The sequence below is a fragment of the Pseudomonas sp. D1HM genome, from assembly GCF_019266105.1.
Taxonomy (GTDB): domain Bacteria; phylum Pseudomonadota; class Gammaproteobacteria; order Pseudomonadales; family Pseudomonadaceae; genus Aquipseudomonas; species Aquipseudomonas taetrolens.
In genome coordinates this window covers 112,151-128,171 of record NZ_LRMN01000011.1, presented here as the reverse complement: position 1 = coordinate 128,171, position 16,021 = coordinate 112,151, and the positions used below count along the sequence as shown (strand labels likewise).

At 56.5% G+C, this 16,021-nt stretch carries 18 protein-coding genes; 9 read left to right on the top strand and 9 right to left on the bottom strand.

The genetic code is table 11. The annotated features are described in order from the left end of the window. Positions 1–66 precede the first annotated feature (66 nt). Entirely contained in the window at positions 67–1,266 is a 1,200-nt protein-coding gene (tyrS, locus tag AWM69_RS14315; RefSeq protein WP_131653299.1) for a tyrosine--tRNA ligase, read from the bottom strand. Between the two features lie 213 nt (positions 1,267–1,479). On the opposite strand from tyrS, the gene AWM69_RS14310 reads away from it, so the two are divergent. Continuing rightward, positions 1,480–2,880 carry a peptidoglycan DD-metalloendopeptidase family protein gene (locus AWM69_RS14310; protein WP_218727283.1) on the top strand — a complete coding sequence of 467 codons (1,401 nt, stop codon included), beginning with the start codon at positions 1,480–1,482 and terminating at the stop codon, positions 2,878–2,880. Positions 2,881–2,883: 3 nt separating this feature from the next. Beyond that, positions 2,884–3,975, top strand: coding sequence for an anhydro-N-acetylmuramic acid kinase (locus AWM69_RS14305; RefSeq protein WP_218727282.1), 1,092 nt, complete (start codon positions 2,884–2,886; stop codon positions 3,973–3,975). A 63-nt stretch (positions 3,976–4,038) separates the two neighbouring features. On the opposite strand, the gene erpA is transcribed toward AWM69_RS14305, so the two are convergent. Continuing rightward, positions 4,039–4,389, bottom strand: coding sequence for an iron-sulfur cluster insertion protein ErpA (gene erpA, locus AWM69_RS14300; protein ID WP_016782396.1), 351 nt, complete (start codon positions 4,387–4,389; stop codon positions 4,039–4,041). Positions 4,390–4,525: 136 nt separating this feature from the next. Further along, entirely contained in the window at positions 4,526–5,560 is a 1,035-nt protein-coding gene (argC, locus tag AWM69_RS14295; protein WP_218727281.1) for an N-acetyl-gamma-glutamyl-phosphate reductase, read from the bottom strand. A gap of 134 nt (positions 5,561–5,694) precedes the next feature. On the opposite strand from argC, the gene hemJ reads away from it, so the two are divergent. The 6 genes from hemJ to coq7 all read left to right on the top strand — a co-directional run bounded on the left by hemJ (position 5,695) and on the right by coq7 (position 9,741). Further along, positions 5,695–6,123 carry a protoporphyrinogen oxidase HemJ gene (gene hemJ, locus AWM69_RS14290; protein WP_048380705.1) on the top strand — a complete coding sequence of 143 codons (429 nt, stop codon included), beginning with the start codon at positions 5,695–5,697 and terminating at the stop codon, positions 6,121–6,123. A gap of 31 nt (positions 6,124–6,154) precedes the next feature. Beyond that, positions 6,155–7,126 carry a nitronate monooxygenase family protein gene (locus AWM69_RS14285; RefSeq protein ID WP_218727280.1) on the top strand — a complete coding sequence of 324 codons (972 nt, stop codon included), beginning with the start codon at positions 6,155–6,157 and terminating at the stop codon, positions 7,124–7,126. A 60-nt stretch (positions 7,127–7,186) separates the two neighbouring features. Beyond that, complete coding sequence (locus AWM69_RS14280) at positions 7,187–7,702, top strand: DUF805 domain-containing protein (protein ID WP_131653304.1); 516 nt, start codon at positions 7,187–7,189, stop codon at positions 7,700–7,702. Positions 7,703–7,778: 76 nt separating this feature from the next. Continuing rightward, complete coding sequence (locus AWM69_RS14275; RefSeq protein WP_218727279.1) at positions 7,779–8,567, top strand: SDR family oxidoreductase; 789 nt, start codon at positions 7,779–7,781, stop codon at positions 8,565–8,567. Between the two features lie 66 nt (positions 8,568–8,633). Then, on the top strand, positions 8,634–8,972 hold the full coding sequence (locus AWM69_RS14270; RefSeq protein ID WP_048380713.1) for a histidine triad nucleotide-binding protein: 339 nt from the start codon (positions 8,634–8,636) through the stop codon (positions 8,970–8,972). Positions 8,973–9,093: 121 nt separating this feature from the next. Further along, positions 9,094–9,741, top strand: coding sequence for a 2-polyprenyl-3-methyl-6-methoxy-1,4-benzoquinone monooxygenase (gene coq7 / locus AWM69_RS14265; RefSeq protein ID WP_218727278.1), 648 nt, complete (start codon positions 9,094–9,096; stop codon positions 9,739–9,741). A 123-nt stretch (positions 9,742–9,864) separates the two neighbouring features. Here the strand turns inward: coq7 and AWM69_RS14260 are convergent, their stop codons facing one another. After that, positions 9,865–10,287 carry an OsmC family protein gene (locus AWM69_RS14260; RefSeq protein ID WP_003444470.1) on the bottom strand — a complete coding sequence of 141 codons (423 nt, stop codon included), beginning with the start codon at positions 10,285–10,287 and terminating at the stop codon, positions 9,865–9,867. 220 nt (positions 10,288–10,507) lie between these two features. Between AWM69_RS14260 and crp the strand changes: the two genes are divergently transcribed. Continuing rightward, positions 10,508–11,152, top strand: a complete 645-nt coding sequence (gene crp / locus AWM69_RS14255) for a cAMP-activated global transcriptional regulator CRP (protein WP_218727276.1) — start codon at positions 10,508–10,510, stop codon at positions 11,150–11,152. On the opposite strand, the gene AWM69_RS14250 is transcribed toward crp, so the two are convergent. From AWM69_RS14250 to trpE, 5 genes are all read right to left on the bottom strand, one after another. After that, positions 11,149–11,850 carry a lipoate--protein ligase family protein gene (locus tag AWM69_RS14250; protein WP_218727275.1) on the bottom strand — a complete coding sequence of 234 codons (702 nt, stop codon included), beginning with the start codon at positions 11,848–11,850 and terminating at the stop codon, positions 11,149–11,151. The two genes, crp and AWM69_RS14250, sit on opposite strands and share 4 nt — an antisense overlap. Positions 11,851–11,966: 116 nt before the next feature. Continuing rightward, complete coding sequence (gene trpC / locus AWM69_RS14245) at positions 11,967–12,803, bottom strand: indole-3-glycerol phosphate synthase TrpC (RefSeq protein ID WP_218727273.1); 837 nt, start codon at positions 12,801–12,803, stop codon at positions 11,967–11,969. After that, positions 12,800–13,849, bottom strand: coding sequence for an anthranilate phosphoribosyltransferase (gene trpD / locus AWM69_RS14240; RefSeq protein WP_048380723.1), 1,050 nt, complete (start codon positions 13,847–13,849; stop codon positions 12,800–12,802). Before trpD ends, trpC begins: the two co-directional genes overlap by 4 nt. A 9-nt stretch (positions 13,850–13,858) precedes the next feature. Next, on the bottom strand, positions 13,859–14,452 hold the full coding sequence (locus AWM69_RS14235) for an aminodeoxychorismate/anthranilate synthase component II (RefSeq protein WP_218727271.1): 594 nt from the start codon (positions 14,450–14,452) through the stop codon (positions 13,859–13,861). Between the two features lie 11 nt (positions 14,453–14,463). Then, positions 14,464–15,951, bottom strand: coding sequence for an anthranilate synthase component I (trpE, locus tag AWM69_RS14230; protein WP_218727269.1), 1,488 nt, complete (start codon positions 15,949–15,951; stop codon positions 14,464–14,466). Positions 15,952–16,021 lie beyond the last annotated feature (70 nt).

The following is a 16,021-nucleotide window of genomic DNA, read 5'->3' as shown; positions in this document are numbered from 1 at the left end:
TCGACTGCGCCGGAAGTGGGCGCATTATAGGCTAATAAAATGCGCCGTCCAGCACTTATTTCAGCTTTATTCCGATTTCAGCGTTACGCGCGCAAAAGCCTTCTTGCCCGCCTGACAAACATGAGTCGAACCCAGCTTATATATATAGGTGCGATCAACCACCTCACCATCTATACGTACGCCACCAGAACCCAGCAGATCACGCGCGACCGCAGAGTTCTTGACCAGGCCGGCCTTATTAAGGATGGCCGCGATCGGCATATCCTCAGAAGCCAGAATCTCGACCTCCGGCAGATCGTCAGGCAGCTCGCCATCCTTCATGCGGTTACCCGCACCACGGTGAGCACTGGCAGCAGCCTCCTCACCATGGAACCGGGCAACAATCTCTTCAGCCAGCTTGATCTTGATATCGCGTGGATTGGCTCCCGCCTCGACATCCGCCTTAAATGCATTGATCTCGTCCATCGAGCGGAAGCTCAACAGCTCGAAATAGCGCCACATCAAAGCATCAGGGATAGACACCAGCTTGCTGTACATCACGCCTGGCGCTTCTTGAATACCTACGTAGTTGCCCAGCGACTTGGACATCTTCTTGACGCCATCCAACCCTTCCAGCAATGGCATGGTCACAATGCACTGAGCTTCCTGACCATAGCCCCGCTGCAGCTCACGCCCCATCAGCAAGTTGAACTTCTGATCGGTGCCACCCAACTCAATATCTGCTCGCAAGGCTACCGAGTCATAGCCCTGCACCAGCGGATAAAGAAACTCATGGATAGCGATAGGCTGATTCGAGGAGTAGCGCTTATCGAAGTCATCGCGCTCAAGCATGCGGGCAACAGTGTACTGAGAGGTCAGACGAATGAAATCAGCCGGCCCCATTTGATCCATCCAGGTGGAGTTGAACGCCACCTCGGTCTTTGCCGGATCAAGAATTTTGAAAACCTGGGTTTTATACGTCTCGGCATTGTCGAGCACTTGCTCGCGCGTTAGCGGAGGACGCGTAGCGCTCTTGCCGCTCGGATCGCCGATCATCCCGGTGAAATCACCTATAAGGAAGATGACCTGATGACCCAGCTCCTGGAACTGGCGCAGCTTATTGATAAGGACGGTGTGCCCCAAGTGCAGATCAGGCGCCGTGGGGTCGAATCCGGCCTTAATACGCAATGGCTGTCCACGCTTGAGTTTCTCAACCAATTCAGACTCGACCAGTACCTCTTCGGCACCACGCTTGATTAGCGCTAGCTGCTCTTCAACCGACTTCATAACAGACCCGTAAGGCTCAAATTCAAAGGGCTCCAACCATACAAGATCAGGGGCTAATTACAAGTTCCGGCCGGCATACGGCTGACTATCCGCGCGCGAATGGTTCACGGACTTGCTTCAAGGGCGATTTGGTTATATTTTATACAGTTATTTCATCTTCACCGTGTCAGTCATCTTTTCCAATTCATCCTTATCTCAAAGTCAAAATTATCTATGACCAGTCAACCGCCTAAAGCGCCACCGCTTTATCCGAAGACCCACCTGCTTGCCGCAAGTGGTATCGCCGCCCTTTTAAGCCTGGCCCTGCTGGTATTTCCCTCCAGCGAAGTAGAAGCCAAAAGAACGACCCTGAATCTGGAGCTGGAAACTCCTGCTGAACAACTCACACAAGATCAAGACGCTGCAGAACTCGTTCAAGCCACAAATGAAGCCATTCCAACTCCATTTGCGCAGATCGAACCGGCTGAAAACGCTGCAGCAGAGACGGCCAAAGCTGAAGAGCCAAAAGGTCCCAGCCACCGCGAAGTGGTCGTATCCAGGGGCGACACCCTGTCCACCCTGTTTGAAAAAGTAGGCCTGCCAGCAACCTCGGTACACGAGATCCTGGCCAGCGACAAACAAGCCAAGCAATTCAGCCAGTTGAAGCACGGCCAGAAGCTCGAGTTTGAAATGAGCCCCGATGGCCAACTGAGCACCCTGCATAGCCAGGTCAGCGACCTCGAAACCATCAGCCTCAACAAAAGCGCCAAGGGCTACACGTTCCGTCGTGTGACCAAGCTGCCGACCATGCGATCCGCTTATGTTCACGGCGTGATCAACAGCTCCCTTTCAGCCTCGGGACAACGCGCAGGCCTGCCTCACAGCTTGACCATGGACATGGCAAAGGTATTTGGATACGACATCGACTTTGCTCAGGACATACGCCCTGGCGACCAGTTTGAAGTGATCTATGAGCAAAAAGTCGTCAACGGCAAAACCGTAGGCACGGGCAATATCCTGTCCGCACGCTTTACCAACCGCGGCAAGACTTACACTGCCGTGCGTTACACCAACAAACAGGGCATCAGCAATTACTACACGGCTGATGGCAACAGCATGCGCAAGGCCTTCATCCGTACGCCCGTCGACTTCGCCCGCATCAGCTCGCGCTTCTCCTCAGGGCGCAAACACCCGATCCTGAACAAGATCCGAGCCCATAAAGGGGTCGATTACGCGGCACCGCGCGGCACCCCCATCAAAGCAACCGGCGACGGCAAAGTCCTGCTCGCAGGGCGCCGCGGCGGATATGGCAATACGGTGATCATTCAGCACGGCAACACCTATCGCACACTGTACGGACACATGCAGGGCTTCGCCAAAGGCGTCAAAACCGGTGGTTCGGTGAAGCAAGGCCAAGTGATTGGTTATATCGGTACAACCGGCCTTTCGACCGGCCCGCACCTGCACTACGAGTTCCAGGTCAATGGCGTACACGTCGACCCGCTAGGCCGCAAGCTGCCGATGTCTGACCCGATTGCGAAGTCAGAGCGTTCACGCTTCCTGCAACAAAGCCAACCGCTAATGGCTCGCATGAACCAGGAAAAAGCTACCCTCTTGGCATCGAGCAAGCGTTAAGCGATGGCACTCTATATAGGCGTGATGTCCGGGACCAGCCTTGACGGGATGGACATTGCGCTGATTGAAATGGGGGCCGGCGTCACCCTGCTCGCCACCCATTACACGCCAATGCCCGAATCCTTGCGCACTGAGCTACTTGGCTTGTGCGCCACTGGCCCTGACGAAGTAGCTCGCTGTTCCATCGCCGAAAACCACTGGGTTGAGCTGGCCGCGCAAGGCATCAATTCCCTCCTTTCACAGCAGCAACTGCCTCCCGAGGCTATTCGTGCGATTGGCAGCCATGGCCAGACCATCCGGCATGAGCCCGCCCGCGGCTTTACCGTTCAGATTGGCAATCCCGCGCTGCTGGCCGAACTGACCAATATCTGTGTCGTCGGTGATTTCCGCCGTCGTGACGTAGCGGCTGGCGGGCAAGGCGCGCCATTGGTCCCTGCGTTCCATGAGGCGCTGTTTACAGACGACTGCGGGCATCGAGCGGTGCTCAACGTAGGAGGATTCAGCAACCTGAGCCTGATAAGCCCTGGTGTTCCTGTTGCAGGGTTTGACTGCGGCCCCGGCAATGTCCTGCTCGATGCCTGGATACAACAGCAACGCGGTGATCTGTATGACCGCAACGGTCAATGGGCTGCAAGCGGCCAGGTCGAACCATTGCTGCTCAAGACCTTGCTCAATGATCCGTTTTTCCAGACCCAAGGCCCCAAAAGCACCGGGCGCGAAGTCTTCAACCTCCAATGGCTGAATCACCACTTGCGCAACCTGCCTGACTTCCCGGCAGAGAACGTTCAGGCGACGCTTCTGGAGCTCACCGCACAGACCATCGTGCAGTCATTGCAAACAGCCCAACCGCAGACCGACGAGTTGCTGGTGTGCGGCGGTGGTGCCCACAATGCCAAGCTCATGGCCCGCCTGACCCAATTGCTTGCGCAAACACAGGTTGACAGCACCCAGGCCAAAGGGGTTGATCCCGACTGGGTCGAGGCCATGGCCTTCGCATGGCTGGCGCATTGCTGCCTCGAAGCTATTCCCACCAATCGCCCCAGCGTCACGGGCGCCCGGGGCCTTCGAGTGCTCGGCGCAATCTACCCTGCCTGAATGCCACACAGCAAAACGCCGCGAATCGACGCGGCGTTGAGTGTGAAGCCCTTTACCGTGCAATCAAATCGAGAACGATGATCCACAACCACAGGTGGTGGTGGCATTCGGGTTCTTGATCACAAAGCGTGAGCCTTCCAGACCTTCCTGGTAATCAACCTCGGCACCTGCCAGGTATTGAAAGCTCATTGGATCGACCACCAGACTGACGCCTTCGCGCTCAACAAGGGTGTCGTCATCAGCCACTTCTTCATCGAAGGTAAATCCATACTGAAAACCGGAACAACCGCCGCCCGTAACGAATACGCGCAACTTCAAACGATCATTACCCTCTTCATCGACCAGGCTCTTCACCTTGTGCGCAGCACCTTCGGTGAATTGCAAAGCCATGGGGGTGAAGGATTCGACGCTCATGCTGACTATCTCCCGGCGCTATGCCGCCATAATGCGTGATGAAGCGCATTATCCGCTTCTCCTAGAAAAGCGGTCAACTATTCATAAGTAGCATCGGCAAGCTATTCGCCTGCCGAGCACGGCACGATGCCGCTTTTTAAGGCAGCATTCCCGCGTGGGACAGGCCCAGACGCTCATCCAGGCCAAACAAGATGTTCATGTTCTGGACCGCCTGACCGGAAGCCCCTTTCACCAGGTTGTCTATAACCGACAACACCACGACAAGATCGCCGTCTTGCGGGCGGTGCACTGCAATACGGCATACGTTGGCGCCACGGACACTGCGGGTTTCCGGGTGGCTGCCAGCAGGCATCACATCCACAAAGGGCTCATTGGCATAACGCTTTTCAAACAGCGCCTGGAGGTCTACAGAACGGTCGACCACAGTCGCGTACAGCGTGGAGTGAATACCCCGGATCATGGGCGTCAAATGCGGGACAAAGGTCAGCCCCACGTCCTTGCCGGCTGCACGACGCAAGCCCTGGCGAATCTCAGGCAAATGCCGATGCCCCTTCACGGCGTATGCCTTCATGCTTTCGGACGTTTCGGCGTAAAGCGAACCTACGCTCGCCCCACGACCCGCGCCGCTCACGCCAGATTTGCAGTCGGCAATCAGCAATGAAGTATCCGCCAGCCCAGCCTCCAGCAAGGGCAGGAATCCCAGTTGAGTCGCTGTTGGATAGCAACCCGGGACCGCAATCAGCCGTGCTTGTTTGATGAGCTCGCGATTCACTTCAGGCAGGCCGTATACCGCCTCTTCCAGAAGCTCTGGCGCACCATGGGGCTGGCCGTACCATTTGGCCCATTCAGCTGCGTCCTGCAAGCGGAAGTCAGCCGAAAGGTCGATCACCTTGGTACCGGCATCCAGCAATTCGCCAGCCAATGCATGCGCTACACCGTGCGGCGTCGCGAAAAACACCACATCGCACGCGGCAAGCGCCTGGGTATCGGGCACGCTGAACGCCAAACCGTCGTAATGACCGCGCAGGTTGGGATACATATCGGCAACTGGCAGGCCCGCCTCGGATCGGGAGGTAATGACAACCACCTCAGCCTGCGGATGCTGTGCCAGCAAACGCAGCAGTTCGACACCTGTGTAACCCGTGCCGCCGACAATACCGACCTTGACCATAACCTGCCCCTTCAACGAACCACTGGAAAGCCCTCGATAATAGGGACACCGCGCCTCTGCGACAACCGTCAAGGTGACTCTCAGACGGTCTACTACTACTATTTGATCTACCGTGAACCTGGGAATAACTAAAAATGCTTTATCTATGGCTCAAAGCTTTCCACATCATCAGCATCGTCTGCTGGTTTGCCGGCCTGTTTTACTTGCCTCGCTTATTTGTTTACCACGCACAAAGCGAAGACTCCGTCAGCAAAGAGCGATTCAGCCTCATGGAGCGCAAGCTGTATCGCGGCATCATGGGCCCGGCAATGATCGCAACCCTCATCTTTGGCGGCTGGCTGATCAGCCTCAACCCAAGCGGTTACTTCAGCCAGGGCTGGATGCACGTCAAGTTGACCCTGGTCATTCTGCTGATCGGCTACCACCACATGTGCGGGGCACAGGTAAAACGCTTTGCCCGCGGTGAAAACAAGCGCTCTCACGTGTTCTACCGCTGGTTCAACGAAGTGCCCGTGGTGTTCTTGCTGGCAATTGTCATTCTGGCGGTGGTCAAACCGTTTTAAGCTCATTTCATTGATTAACAGAGGTTATCCAATGTCACTGCCCGACCTGCTTGAACAGCGCTTGCGCCTGCCGCTGGTAGCAGCCCCGATGTTTCTGATTTCCAATCCTCAACTGGTCCTGGCGTGCTGTCGTAATGGTGTTGCAGGCAGTTTTCCTGCACTCAACCAGCGCGAAAGCAGCGGTTTCAAGGCATGGCTTGAGGAAATAGAAGCGGGACTCGCGACAATGGATAACCCTGCGCCTTACGCCGTAAACCTGATTGTGCATGACAGCAACCCGCGCCTGCAGGCAGATCTGGCCATTTGCGTAGAACACAAAGTCCCCATCGTCATCACCAGCCTCGGCGCAGTGAAGGAAGTCGTGGATGCCGTGCACAGCTATGGCGGCCTGGTATTCCACGATGTCACCACCCGACGTCATGCCGAAAAAGCCGCTCAGGCCGGAGTAGACGGGCTGATTGCCGTGGCTGCAGGCGCCGGAGGACATGCAGGAACCTGGAGTCCGTTTGCGCTGGTCGCCGAAATTCGTCAGTTCTTCGGCAAGACCGTATTGCTGGCTGGCTGCATGAACCATGGGCACGAGATCCTGGCGGCGCAGGTGCTGGGGGCAGATCTTGCCTACCTTGGTACACGTTTTATCGGCACCCACGAAAGTCATGCGCCTGATGCATACAAAGATATGCTGCTGGCATCCCAGGCGGCGGATATCATTCATACCCCTGCCGTCTCAGGGGTACCAGCCAGCTTTATGCGCCAGAGCCTTGAGAACGCAGGCTTCGATCTTGCAGCACTACAAGGCAAAGCCGGAATGAGCGCCGGCAACAAGCTCAAGCCCCTGACGGAGGAGGCCAAGGCCTGGAAAACAGTATGGTCTGCCGGTCAAGGCGTGGGCGGTATCCATGATCTGCCGACAACCGATCAATTGATCGCACGTCTGGATGAGGAGTACCGCAAAGCGCTCAACCTCACCCGCCAGTTATCCCGGCAATGGCCACACCCCTGACATACCAGAGCCCGCCATCTCCGGCGGGCTTTTTTATACGAACCGGACAAGGACGCCTTCATGCCCGAACTGAGCCTGGACAAGACACCTCAAGCGCATTACGCCACCCTGGACCCTTTTGGCTTCAGCGGTCGAATCGGGCGTTTACGCCTGCTGGCATGGAATATGGTGATTACCCTGATCGCCATGGCGGCTTCGCTACTGGCTCTACTCGCAACCAAGCTGTCCCCGACCTTGGGGATCACCGTATGTGCAACGCTGGCAATTGCTTATTTCCTCATCAGCCTGAGGATAAGCGCACAGCGTTTGCACGATCTCAATTGGTCTGCCTGGATGCTGTTGCTGCATTTGGTGCCTGTGGCCAACCTTGTCCTGACCCTCATGATGCTGTTGATGCCTGGCACTCCAGGACCGAACAGGTTCGGACCCCCACCGCCACCGAATAGTCCATCGGTCGAAGTGCTGGCACGAATTGTTATCTTTTTGATTGGATTGGGCATTTTCGCAATGATCGCCATCTTCGCCCTGAGCCTGATGAATGCGGTGGTCAACACAGTCAACGGCAACAGTCTGTAGACTGCGCACCTTTAATGAGCGCGATAACACCAGGGACATCATTGTCACCGGACTGTACCGTTCGATGGAGAACAGCATGACCCGTTACGCTTTGATCACTGGCGCCTCCAGCGGCATTGGCCTGGCCCTGGCTGAAGCCCTCGCCCGCCGTGGTCGCAGCCTGATCCTGGTGGCCCGCCAGCGGGATGCACTGGAAAGCATTGCCCTTGAGCTGAACCAGCGTTTCGGCGTTGAGGTTCTGTTCCGCGCCTGTGACCTGGGGGAGCCCCTACGTCTGTCCGGCTTCTTGCTCGAGCTTGAAGAGGGCGATCGACAGATCGACCTGCTGGTCAATTGTGCTGGTATCGGCACATGCGGACCTTTCCTGGCGCATGACTGGAGCGCTGAGCAAGACCTGATAGAGCTCAACGTGCTGGCACTCACGCGCTTGTGCCATGCCATCGGCAACATGATGGCGGTACAAGGCGGCGGCCAGATCCTCAACGTCTCATCGATAGCGGCCTTTCAGCCCGGACCGTGGCTGAGCACGTACTTCGCCAGCAAGGCCTATGTATTGCACTTCTCCGAAGGATTGCGAGAAGAAGTGAAAAAAACCGGCATCAAGGTCTCGGTACTCTGCCCCGGCGTGACACGAACGCGCTTCTTCGATGCCGCCAAAATGAATACCGACACCGTTGAGCAAAATGCCGGTGCCATGACCCCCGAAGAAGTGGCGCTCTACACTGTGCGAGCCCTTGAAAAGAACAAGGCCATCATCATCCCGGGGCGACGCAATCGCTGGATAACCCGTGTCCCCCGCCTGCTTTCACGCTGGATGACACGAAAAATCGCAGCGTCCGTCAACAAATCCTACTGCCCACGTTAACGTGGGCTGGTGTAATCCGCGTCCCTGAGTACACTCTGACCAGACCTTTCTCAGGGAGATATAGCTTTGGATACTCTGTTCACCAAGATCATCAACCGTGAAATACCCGCCAGAATCATCTATGAAGATGATCAAGTATTAGCCTTTCACGACATCGCCCCTCAAGCACCGGTGCATTTTCTGGTTATCCCGAAAAAGCCGATTCGCACCCTTAATGACTTGACCGAAGAAGACAAATCGCTGGCTGGACATATCCTGTTCACCGCGCAACGTCTGGCCAAAGAGCTGGGCTGTGAAGACGGTTTCCGCGTGGTGATGAACTGCAATGAAAAAGGCGGCCAAACGGTCTACCACATTCACATGCACGTTCTGGGTCAGCGTCAGATGAATTGGCCACCGGGCTGATTGGCAAACTGCCAGGCTGCAGTGGGAGCGACGTAGCTCCCACGCTCAGGGATGATCACGCGCAAACCCTCACCGCCCGATTGGGGTAAACTGGGCGCCGTGATTTTTTCCGGAGGTAAGCATGACTACCCAACGTCACTACTCGCCGATTGACCGTCTTCTTTTACAAGCTGATACCGCGATGCGCACCTTGCTGCCATTCAGTGGCCAGCCTCATCGCCCGTCACCCGCGATCGTCAAACCTGAAAACCCGCTGGACGACAAGGCCACCCGCCATGTTGCCGGGTTGATGCGGATCAACCACACCGGAGAAGTCTGCGCTCAGGCCTTGTATCAGGGCCAGGCACTGACAGCCAAGCTGCCACATGTCCGCGCAGCCATGGAGCATGCGGCCGAAGAGGAAATCGACCATCTGGCCTGGTGCGAACAGCGTATCCGGCAATTGGGCAGCCATCCCAGCGTCTTGAATCCGCTGTTTTATGGGATGTCTTTCGGGATCGGTGCCGTTGCAGGGCTTATCAGCGACAAAGTCAGCCTGGGCTTTGTAGCCGCCACTGAAGATCAAGTGTGCAAGCACCTCAACGAGCATCTTGAACAATTACCTGCTGACGATGAAAAGTCCCGGGCAATCCTCGAACAGATGCGTATCGACGAAGAACAGCATAAAGAGTCCGCTCTCAATGCCGGTGGCTTTCGCTTCCCGGCCCCGGTCAAGTTCGGTATGAGCCTGATGGCCAAAGTCATGACCAAAAGCACTTACCGCATCTGACTCGCCTGCAGAACGACAGTTATCAAAAAGGCGGCTACCTCGGGGTAGCCGCCTTTTTTGTGGCTGAAATCTTTACGGCAGTGAACGCACGTAAATAATCTCGAGCGTTGATTGAGTGCCGACTTAACCCAATTCGATAATTTCGTAGTCATGGCTGATGGCGACACCGGCCGCACCTAGCATGATCGATGCAGAGCAATACTTTTCGGCTGACAGTTCAATCGCACGCTTAACCTGAGCTTCTTTCAAGCCACGGCCCTTGACCACAAAGTGCAGGTGAATCTTGGTGAACACCTTCGGGTCTTCAGTGGCGCGTTCAGCTTCAAGAAACGCTTCGCAACTTTCCACCGCCTGGCGTGACTTTTTGAGGATGCTGACGACATCAAAATTACTGCAACCGCCTAGCCCCAACAGCAGCATTTCCATGGGTCGTACGCCCAGGTTACGACCACCACTTTCAGGCGGTCCGTCCATGACAACGACGTGACCACTGCCGGACTCACCAAGAAACATGGCTTCGCCAGCCCATTGAATGCGTGCCTTCATCACCCAGACTCCACTGCTTTAAAAGGGGCGTCAGCTTAGCACAGGGCCAGAAATGGAAGACTCGTCGCACTGAGCACTTCTCTGACCTTGCGCCAGGAAAATTCTGATAACCGCACAGAATCTGTCTGTTAAGCTGGCGCCAAATCACTGGCGCCAGCCAGCAAGCGCTCTATATAAAAATAGATCCAACCCATACTGTGCAAGCTTTCGGGATACAACCATGGCGGCTCTCCCCTCTCAGACCAAGATCAAAAACCTCGACAGTTTTTTGACTCAGTGCCAACGCAAACGCTATCAAAGCAAAAGCAACATCATCTGCGCAGGCGAACACTCCCACACACTGTTCTTCATCATTAAAGGGTCAGTCACTGTCGTGATTGAGGATGAAGAGGGCCGTGAGATGATCATTGCCTATCTGAACTCCGGAGATTTCATCGGTGAGCTGGGTCTCTTTGAGCAACCAGGGCAAGAACAGACACGCAGCGCATGGGTACGGGCCAAGACCGAGTGCGAAGTCGCAGAGATCAGCTACACAAAATTCAGAGAGTATTCACAGCTAGAGCCAGAAATCCTGTATGCACTGAGCGGACAAATCGCCCAGCGCTTGCGCAACACCACGCGCAAGGTCGGCGACCTGGCTTTTTTTGATGTCACGGGACGGGTCGCCCGCTGTTTGCTCGAACTGTGCAAACAACCGGACGCCATGACTCACCCGGACGGGATGCAAATCAAGATCACCCGTCAGGAGATTGGCAGAATTGTTGGCTGTTCACGCGAGATGGTAGGACGCGTATTAAAGGGTCTGGAAGAACAGAACCTGGTCAGGGTAAAAGGTAAAACCATGGTGGTGTTCGGTACGCGTTAACGCTGAAGCAAAGGTGCCAGGACCTGTTGGTAATTGGCACTCAGCCGCTCGAAGAAGTCAGGTGCCGCAAATACCTCATGCAAAGCAATGTGGCTCTCAGCCAGGCAACGTTGGTCCAGTTCGCACAGCTGGTTGAAGCGATTGACCGCAGCCACCATCGACTCGCGCTCGTTTTCAACCAGTAACGCTCCATGTACCAGTCCAACCGGACGCTGCCCGCCTTTACTCTGGCGCCAACGCTGAGCGGTCCCGACCAGCTTGCGTGCATTGAGGTTGACGTTAAAGCGGCCATCACAAAATGCACCGGCAACCTCCCCCAAAGATGCTACGCCCCCCAGCTCAGTCAACACATCGCAGACCGGCTCGCATAACCGGCGATACGCCGTTTCGATCCGACCGTGATCGCCTTCACTGCGCAAAGGTGCATAGACCAACGCAATATTGATGGTCGATGCCGACTGGGGAACCGGCTCGCCACCGGTTTCTCGCAACAGGATTGGCCAACCGCTGGCAGCCAATTCGCCACTTGCCTGCTCAAACCCGGGCAAACGACTCAAGCGCCGGGGCATGACCAGCGCGCGGTCTGTAGGCTGCCAAAACAACACACCCGCCTCCAGCTCACCTGCGCACACAGAAGCAAGCAAGTCCTGCTCGGCCTTAAGGCCTGCTTCGACGGTAAGTTGCTGGATGAGCGTCATAAAAATCCTGACCGCAGACGGTCTGATTGGAAGAGGGCTTGCTCGCGCGACAGACGATGACGTTCAAGGTCTGTGCAGTGCGGCTATCGCGAGTCACCGCACAGAGTTTACACCGGTCAGTCCAGCGTAGAGCCGGTCACGTGTACAGCCCGCTCCGGGAAGAACAGACGCTGCAATTCGTTGCCCGGGTTTTCAGCCCGCATGAAGGCTTCGCCCACCAGGAATGAATAAACTTCGCTGATTTCCATCAGTTCGACATCTGCCCGGTTAAGAATCCCGCTCTCAGTGATCACCAGCCGGTCGCGCGGGATGCGCGGCAACAGATCCAGCGTGGTTTCGAGGCTCACCTCGAATGTATGCAGGTTGCGGTTATTGATCCCCACCAGGGGTGTGTCGAGGGTTTTCAGTGCGCGCTCCAGCTCATCGCCGTCATGCACTTCAACCAGCACATCCAGCCCTGCACTTTTGGCAACGGCAGCCAGCTCGGCCAGTTTCACGTCATCCAGCGCAGAGACGATCAACAGTACGCAATCAGCACCCAGTGCGCGGGCTTCAACGATCTGATACGGGTCGATCATGAAATCCTTGCGAATCACCGGCAAGGTACAGGCCGCACGCGCCTGCTGCAGGTATGCGTCAGCACCCTGGAAATAATCGACATCTGTCAGTACGGACAAGCAAGTGGCACCACCGGCCTGATAACTCTTGGCGATTTCGGCGGGGACAAAGTGCTCACGAATCACACCCTTGCTCGGCGAAGCCTTTTTGATTTCGGCGATCACTGCCGGTTGTTTCAGCTTGGCCTGTGCCAGCAATGCGTTGGCAAAACCACGCACGGGGTCTGCCTGAGCGGCCATGCGTTCAAGTTCGGCCAAGCTCACGCGCGCACTGCGCTCGGCGACTTCCTGGACTTTACGCGCCAGAATATTCTCCAGAACGGTAGGCACACTCATGCTTCATTCTCCTGCTTGAAAATAGCGGTAAATGCGCCCAGCTCTTCGAGTTTTTCCCGGGCCAGGCCGGTGTGCAGGGCATCGTGAGCCAGTTCTACACCCTCTTTGAGCGTATAGGCAATGTCGGCGGCATAAAGCGCAGCACCGGCATTGAGTACAATCATTTCAGCGGCTTTCTGGCCCGACTCGGTTTTTCGACGCCCCAAGGCATCACGGATCAATTCCAGCGATTGTTCCGGGCTGTCGACGACAAGGCCGAACAAGCTCTGGCTCTTGATTCCCAAGTCTTCGGGCTGAACCCAATACTCTTTGATCTCGCCCTTGTGCAGCTCTGCAACAAAAGTGGGGGCCGCCAGGCTGAACTCGTCCAGACCGTCTTGCGAATGCACCACCAGTACATGCTTGCTGCCCAGACGTTGCAACACTTCAGCCAAAGGCCGGCACAATGCCTGATTGAACACCCCAACCACCTGATGCACTACACCTGCCGGATTCGTAAGCGGGCCAAGCATATTGAACAGGGTACGCAGGCCCAGATCGCGGCGCGGGATAGCCGCATGCTTCATGGCACCATGGTGGGACTGGGCGAACATGAAGCCGATGCCCACGCTGTCGATACAGCGGGCCACTTGCGTCGGGGTCAGGTTCAGATAGACACCGGCCGCTTCTAGCAGGTCAGCGCTGCCGCTTTTACCCGACACCGCACGGTTGCCGTGTTTGGCTACAGTGCAACCTGCTGCCGCAATCACCAGGGCAGAGGCTGTAGAGACGTTAAAGATGTTCGCGCCATCGCCGCCAGTACCAACGATGTCGACAACACCCTCGAGGGTATTAAGCTCAACCTTGTCCGCCAGTTCCCGCATCACCGTCACGGCACCCACGATCTCGTCGATGCTTTCACTCTTCATGCGCATGCCCATCATGAATGCGCCAATCTGTGCCTCGGTACATTGGCCGGTCATGATGTCGCGCATGACATCGCGCATCTCATCGGTGGTCAGGTCGAGGTGGCCGACGATACGGCTCAGGGCAGTTTTGATATCCATATAATGTCCTTAGCGCATGCCGCCGGTTTGTTTCAGAAAGTTGGCGAACAGTTCATGACCCTGCTCGGTCAGAATCGACTCAGGGTGAAATTGCACACCCTCGATGTTCAATGTTTTGTGGCGCAAGCCCATGATCTCGTCCACCGAACCATCGGCATGCTGCGTCCAGGCCGTCAGCTCCAGGCAATCCGGCAAGGTTTCGCGCTTGACCACCAGGGAGTGATAACGGGTCACCGTCAACGGGTTGTTCAAGCCGTGGAACACGCCCTTGTCGAAGTGGAAAACCGGACTGGTCTTGCCGTGCATGACTTGCCGCGCGCGCACCACGTCACCACCAAAAGCCTGGCCAATGGATTGATGGCCCAGGCATACACCCAGAATCGGCAACTTTCCGGCAAAGTGCTTGATGGCCTCAAGAGAGATGCCCGCCTCGTTCGGCGTGCACGGGCCAGGCGAGACCACGATGCGCTCCGGCTTGAGCGCTTCAATCTCGGCCACCGTCAGTTCATCGTTGCGCACCACCTTGACCTCTGCACCCAGTTCGCCGAGGTACTGCACAACGTTATAAGTAAAAGAGTCGTAGTTATCGATCATCAGCAACATGGCAAAGCTCCTCAGGCGTCGGACGCGGGGGTTTGTTCAGCGAGCGCTACGGCACGAAACATCGCGCGGCGTTTGTTCAGCGTCTCTTCCCACTCCAGGGCCGGTACCGAGTCAGCGACAATGCCGCCACCGGCTTGCACATGCAATTCACCGTTCTTGATCACCGCAGTACGAATTGCGATGGCCGTGTCCATGTTGCCGTTCCAGGCGAAGTAACCGACAGCGCCGCCATATACGCCGCGCTTGACCGGCTCCAGTTCGTCGATGATTTCCATCGCGCGGATCTTCGGTGCGCCGGACAACGTGCCCGCCGGCAAAATGGCCCGCAGTGCGTCCATCGCCGTCAGCCCGCTTTTCAGCTGGCCTGTGACGTTGGACACAATATGCATCACGTTGGAATAGCGCTCGATGACCATCTTCTCGGTGAGCTTGACCGAACCGATTTCAGAAACCCGGCCCGTGTCGTTGCGGCCGAGATCGATCAACATCAAGTGCTCGGCGATTTCCTTGTCATCACTGAGCAAGTCTTCTTCCAGCGCCAGATCGGCTTCTTCGGTGGCACCGCGTGGGCGCGTACCGGCAATCGGGCGCACGGTAATCAGATTGTCTTCAACCCGTACCAGCACTTCCGGAGAACTGCCCACCACGTGGAAGTCGCCAAAGTTGAAGAAGTACATATAAGGCGTCGGGTTGAAACAGCGCAGCGCACGATACAGATCGATCGGCGCAGCCTTGAAGTCGATGGACATACGCTGCGACGGCACCACTTGCATGCAGTCGCCCGCGAGGATGTAGTCCTTGATGGTGTCGACCGCTTTTTCGTAGTCGGCCTGGGTGAAGCTGGAGCGAAACACCGGGTCAGCCGCTGGCTGCGCCGAGAAATCCAGACCGCGACGCGGCGCAATCGGTTGGCGCAGTTGCTCGAGCAACGCCTCAAGACGGGCCTGGCCTTCTTCGTAGGCATTAGGCTCTGCGGGGTCGACCAACACAATCGCGTGCATCTTGCCGGCCAGGTTATCGAACACCACGACAGCGTCCGACACCATCAGCAAAATATCCGGAACGCCCAGCGGATCAGGATTCGGGCACTTGCCCAAACGCTTTTCCACGTAACGCACGCAGTCATAACCGAAATACCCCACCAGCCCGCCATTGAAACGCGGTAACCCGGCGATGGTCGGCACGTTGTAACGGGCCTTGAATTCCTCAACGAAGGTCAACGGATCTTGCGCTTCGTGAGCCTCGATTTCGACGCCATCATGGGTCACTCGGACCTGGTGCTCATGCACACGCAGAACCGTGCGGCATGGCAAACCAATGATCGAGTAACGCCCCCATTTCTCACCGCCCTGCACCGACTCCAGCAAATAGGAGTTGGGCTGGTCAGCCAGTTTCAGGTAGATCGACAGCGGTGTATCGAAGTCGGCAAGAGTTTCACGTGCAAGCGGGATACGGTTATAGCCAGCAGCGGCCAAACGCAGGAATTCTTCGCGGATCATGAGGTGCCTCGTGGTCTGAGGGTCAAACTGTCAGGTATGCAAACGTACCGGTTCTCCGGCCAGATTCAAG

Bases quoted from the DNA above. Each gene is read 5' to 3' on its own strand.
- crp (WP_218727276.1), top strand. From the start codon at position 10,508: ATGGCGGCTCTCCCCTCTCAGACCAAGATCAAAAACCTCGACAGTTTT.
- trpC (WP_218727273.1), bottom strand. From the start codon at position 12,803: ATGAGTGTGCCTACCGTTCTGGAGAATATTCTGGCGCGTAAAGTCCAG.
- AWM69_RS14275 (WP_218727279.1), top strand. From the start codon at position 7,779: ATGACCCGTTACGCTTTGATCACTGGCGCCTCCAGCGGCATTGGCCTG.
- tyrS (WP_131653299.1), bottom strand. From the start codon at position 1,266: ATGAAGTCGGTTGAAGAGCAGCTAGCGCTAATCAAGCGTGGTGCCGAA.
- erpA (WP_016782396.1), bottom strand. From the start codon at position 4,389: ATGAGCGTCGAATCCTTCACCCCCATGGCTTTGCAATTCACCGAAGGT.
- AWM69_RS14235 (WP_218727271.1), bottom strand. From the start codon at position 14,452: ATGTTGCTGATGATCGATAACTACGACTCTTTTACTTATAACGTTGTG.
- trpE (WP_218727269.1), bottom strand. From the start codon at position 15,951: ATGATCCGCGAAGAATTCCTGCGTTTGGCCGCTGCTGGCTATAACCGT.
- AWM69_RS14260 (WP_003444470.1), bottom strand. From the start codon at position 10,287: ATGAAGGCACGCATTCAATGGGCTGGCGAAGCCATGTTTCTTGGTGAG.
- hemJ (WP_048380705.1), top strand. From the start codon at position 5,695: ATGCTTTATCTATGGCTCAAAGCTTTCCACATCATCAGCATCGTCTGC.
- AWM69_RS14310 (WP_218727283.1), top strand. From the start codon at position 1,480: ATGACCAGTCAACCGCCTAAAGCGCCACCGCTTTATCCGAAGACCCAC.
- AWM69_RS14305 (WP_218727282.1), top strand. From the start codon at position 2,884: ATGGCACTCTATATAGGCGTGATGTCCGGGACCAGCCTTGACGGGATG.
- trpD (WP_048380723.1), bottom strand. From the start codon at position 13,849: ATGGATATCAAAACTGCCCTGAGCCGTATCGTCGGCCACCTCGACCTG.
- argC (WP_218727281.1), bottom strand. From the start codon at position 5,560: ATGGTCAAGGTCGGTATTGTCGGCGGCACGGGTTACACAGGTGTCGAA.
- AWM69_RS14285 (WP_218727280.1), top strand. From the start codon at position 6,155: ATGTCACTGCCCGACCTGCTTGAACAGCGCTTGCGCCTGCCGCTGGTA.
- AWM69_RS14280 (WP_131653304.1), top strand. From the start codon at position 7,187: ATGCCCGAACTGAGCCTGGACAAGACACCTCAAGCGCATTACGCCACC.
- coq7 (WP_218727278.1), top strand. From the start codon at position 9,094: ATGACTACCCAACGTCACTACTCGCCGATTGACCGTCTTCTTTTACAA.
- AWM69_RS14250 (WP_218727275.1), bottom strand. From the start codon at position 11,850: ATGACGCTCATCCAGCAACTTACCGTCGAAGCAGGCCTTAAGGCCGAG.